This window comes from Neobacillus drentensis, from assembly GCF_036966985.1.
Taxonomy (GTDB): Bacteria; Bacillota; Bacilli; order Bacillales; family Cytobacillaceae; genus Neobacillus; species Neobacillus drentensis_E.
This window is the reverse complement of record NZ_JBALSN010000284.1, coordinates 3115-6898: the sequence shown is the minus strand read 5'-3', so window position 1 is coordinate 6898 and position 3784 is coordinate 3115. Positions and strand designations below refer to the sequence as shown.

The following is a 3784-nucleotide window of genomic DNA, read 5'->3' as shown; positions in this document are numbered from 1 at the left end:
GTTCCTTGTCCGTTTCAACAGCATCATACCACTTCCAAATATCAGAGAGCATAACTCCTACCAAACCTGCAACGTAGAATGTGTATTCATTCAAATCTTCTTCATTCTTAATCCGCCACTCTTTTAAAGCCCAGTCTGCCATCCCCTTCGCCATAGTAGATGTGGCACTCGAAATATTCTCTACAATTGTCGGTGGACAAAGATTTATCCAATCGCCAAATCGTAAGGTAACCTCCGGTAGGTGGGAGTGGTATGGGTGAAATAAAGCCATTAACTCCTTATTATTGAAGGGTTTTTTCAAGAGCGAGCTGATTGAATGTAATAGATTATATTTGGAATCCCCTCGGAGTTGGGGGTGGTCTTCAATCTCGTCAATAGCTCTCATGCATAAGTAAGCGGATGTAACAGCTTCTTGTAATCCTGTCGGTAGATGACTAATAGGAATAAAGAAGGTCCGACTTGTCGCCATCAACATGTTTATTGCACTACTATGTAAATTGATTGCTTCACTCATCTGGTATTGCCCCCCTTTTTTCAACATACAAAATTACTTTAATTGGTATTATCCCCACTCTATAAAATATCTAATAATAAAGTTCTAACACGAAATTCAAGCCCTTGGTACTAAAAAAAAACTGCTCCTTTATTTGTATAACAAACAAGCGATCCTTCATTATTGAAGCATTGGACTCGTTAGTTCAACAATCTTTTATACAAAAATATGATAATTCCGCAAATAACAGCCACTTCTATAAGTGTTAATAAAGAAAAAACAGGAGAAATGACCATACCAAACGCTAATTCATTTTGAAGTGTATCTATTTTATCCCACTCACTTGCAATATCAGGTTTATAAAGGCTGGTTTTTATATAACCTACTAAAAATATACTAGAAAAATAAGTTACGTGAATTATTACTGAGCAAATAAATGCTTGGAGAACTACCCTCATTTAGACCCCCCCTCAAAATCCAATTATACCATAATCACCCATTTGTGTTATTCCATTAACCTGCCCCTTTAGTTAAACAAAAAAAAGCCGCCATTGGCAGCTATATTTCAAGTAAAGGAAGCTATCCAAAATCTATTCTTGAAGTGGAAGTTCCATTCAATCCTTTTAATCCCAGGATCCCGTATTTAATTTGCCCAATGTTTCAGAACTTGTTCTTGTGCTATAGGATAAACTTCTTCTACTGTTTGGTTTTTGGTAGCTATTACGTTGGTTTGATAGACTTTACCTTTATGCGTTACATAGATTGGTCAAGATTTGACAGATTCTCAACTTAACAAAAAATTATATACTCACTAGCAACGGTAATGACTGGCAAAGTCAATAAAATCAACAAACTTTTTATGATTCTAATCTCTTATGTATTTTGTTACACTTCTTAGAATGCAGAAAAATGTCGAAATATAAAAACTAAAAATGGCTGGCTCCTTATACCGCCTTTTTAAGAGTATCATTACATATTTGAAATGGCTTCACGTGTTGTCCATGTAGCACTACTGAAAGCTCGGTAGTTCGTAACAGCAGCATGAAAATCGTCTTCACTTATCGTGGCAGTTGCATCGTAAACAACAGCTGTCTTGAAGCCATTTTCGATTAAATCTCTCATATGCGATTCAACACATACGTTTGATAATACCCCAGCCAGAATTACTTGTTCTTTTCTGCGTTGCCTTAGTTGATAGACCAGATCATTTGTCTGAGGACTGGCCACCTTGTGCGGTGTTGCAATGACGGATGTTTTGTCCCAGATATATGGAGCTAAAGTTGGAACATAATCGGCTTCCGAAGTTGGAGGACTATATTGATTTAACTTCTGATAAACACGCAAATTAATCAACATCTCTTGTTCGCTCCCTGTAAACTGCCAATCATAGTCATGTGGGTATAAAAAGTGCGGGGAAACAAAGAGTTGATAACCTTTACTACGGGCAGTGCTTAATAGTAGTTCCAAGTTGGCTAACGTATTATTCTGCTTAATGTTAGCCTTTGTCAAATGATATCCTCTTCCGCCTGGAGACAAAAAGTCATTTTGAGGATCTGTAATAACTATTGCAGTATTCGCTGGGTTTGGTTTAAACATAGAATTGTTCCCACCTTTTTTATGTTTTCACTTATCGATTATATGAACTACATTGATTAAGAATTACTTAGGAAGAAATTTTTAATTTAATGAGTGACAATAAAGTACGGACAAACAAAACCCCATTTCTTTTTTTTGTATGATTTCCTTCCAATAAACATAAAAAAGAGCTGTATTTCATCTCACTTGTTCAACCTGCCACGTATGCACTATAAGAAAAAGACCGCCGAAAATGGCAGCCTGATATTCAACTTTTGCACCCGTTAGCTTACATTACATTATTTCACAATCTTTGCTTTCAAAATAAAAATGGTTGCCACAGCAACCATTAACGATTAAAATAACGTCCCATACATAAATATAGTAAAAAATTATCGATAGGTCTGCTCTCCGATAATATTACCTATACGGCTTAATCCTTTTTCTGCTGTTAGAATCATTTCATCAAATAACTCCTGAACAGTAGGAATATTGTTTATAAGTCCGATTACTTGTCCAGCCCATCCAAAACCTTCTGCTTCATTTCCATCATAGATATATCTGCAATTAGCTTTTCCGCTAATTATATCTTGCAGATCTTCATAAGTTGCTCCTTCTTTTTCACGTTCGATAATATCCAGAGTAAATTCACTTTTCAAGACTCGTCCTGGTGAACCTATTGTTCTCTTTATTATTACTGTATCCGACTCTTTTGCATTAACGATTGCCTCCTTATATTTCTCGTTTGCGTGGACACACTCTTGAGTAGCAATAAAACGAGTACCCATTTCAATCCCTTCTGCTCCCAGAGCTAATGCAGCCAATAAACCTCGTCCATCTCCAATACCTCCACTTGCCAATACAGGGATCGATACAGAATCGACCACACGAGGAGTAAGAACCATTGTGCCAATATCCTCTCTTCCTAAATGCCCTCCGCCTTCCTGTCCAACCACCATTACAGCATCAGCTCCTAGTTGTTCCGCTTTTTGTGCCTGTCTAACGCCTGCTACAAGGACAAGCGTTTTAATATTTTCTCCTTTTATACGTTCAAAAATAGGTTGGGGATTAGCTCCTGTTATAGAAATTGCGGGTACCTTTTCTTCAATAGCAACTTCAAGTAACTCCAGGTATTGCCCGTCGTGCCTAGCAATGGCAAAGTTTATGGCGAACGGCTTATTAGTAAGTGTACGTACCTTACGAATTTCCTCCCGAAGTTTTTCAGGTGAACGTAGTGTTGCCGCAGTAATTTGTCCGAGTCCTCCTGCATTCGAAACAGCAGCTGCCAATTCAGCATAAGCAAGATAGGCAAGTCCTCCTTGTATAATTGGAAATTTAATTCCAAAAATCTCAGTTACTCGTGTTTTCATTGTATAGCCCACTCCTTTTTTTCAGATGTCCTATGTATGTGATTAAACATTCCACACAAAAGATTATTAATCCTGCAAATGTTCCTAAAAAGGAAGCTCTTATTGTATCTGCCCCTTTAGTTAAATAAGGTCAGTTTCCAAATCTGTATAAATATTAGCATCTGTACAGATTTTATTTGAGAAATTATTTTTAAAGATTAATAAATGCCAGAACAAGATATGCCAGATGAATTGCATAAGGAAAACAAAAAACTGTCCAATATTTTCTTACTGGACAGTTTTTTCTCCCAACGATTCTTGAAGGAAAGTTGTTAAATAATCGACATTGGTTATTTTTTTGTTACAT

Annotated in this window: 5 protein-coding genes; all 5 read right to left on the bottom strand. The window is 36.7% G+C overall.

Annotation, left to right across the window (positions count from 1 at the left end):
- Positions 1-514: squalene/phytoene synthase family protein (locus V7659_RS18890; protein WP_335541367.1), on the bottom strand; the 514-nt coding region annotated here is incomplete at its 3' end.
- A 179-nt stretch (positions 515-693) separates the two neighbouring features.
- Positions 694-951 carry a hypothetical protein gene (locus V7659_RS18885; protein ID WP_335541366.1) on the bottom strand — a complete coding sequence of 86 codons (258 nt, stop codon included), beginning with the start codon at positions 949-951 and terminating at the stop codon, positions 694-696.
- 185 nt (positions 952-1136) lie between these two features.
- On the bottom strand, positions 1137-1256 hold the full coding sequence (locus tag V7659_RS18880) for a BA3454 family stress response protein (RefSeq protein ID WP_335541369.1): 120 nt from the start codon (positions 1254-1256) through the stop codon (positions 1137-1139).
- Between the two features lie 206 nt (positions 1257-1462).
- Positions 1463-2089 carry an isochorismatase family cysteine hydrolase gene (locus tag V7659_RS18875; protein ID WP_335541365.1) on the bottom strand — a complete coding sequence of 209 codons (627 nt, stop codon included), beginning with the start codon at positions 2087-2089 and terminating at the stop codon, positions 1463-1465.
- Positions 2090-2460: 371 nt separating this feature from the next.
- A complete protein-coding gene (locus tag V7659_RS18870) occupies positions 2461-3438 on the bottom strand; it encodes an NAD(P)H-dependent flavin oxidoreductase (protein WP_335541364.1) in 978 nt (325 codons plus the stop codon).
- Positions 3439-3784: the final 346 nt, after the last annotated feature.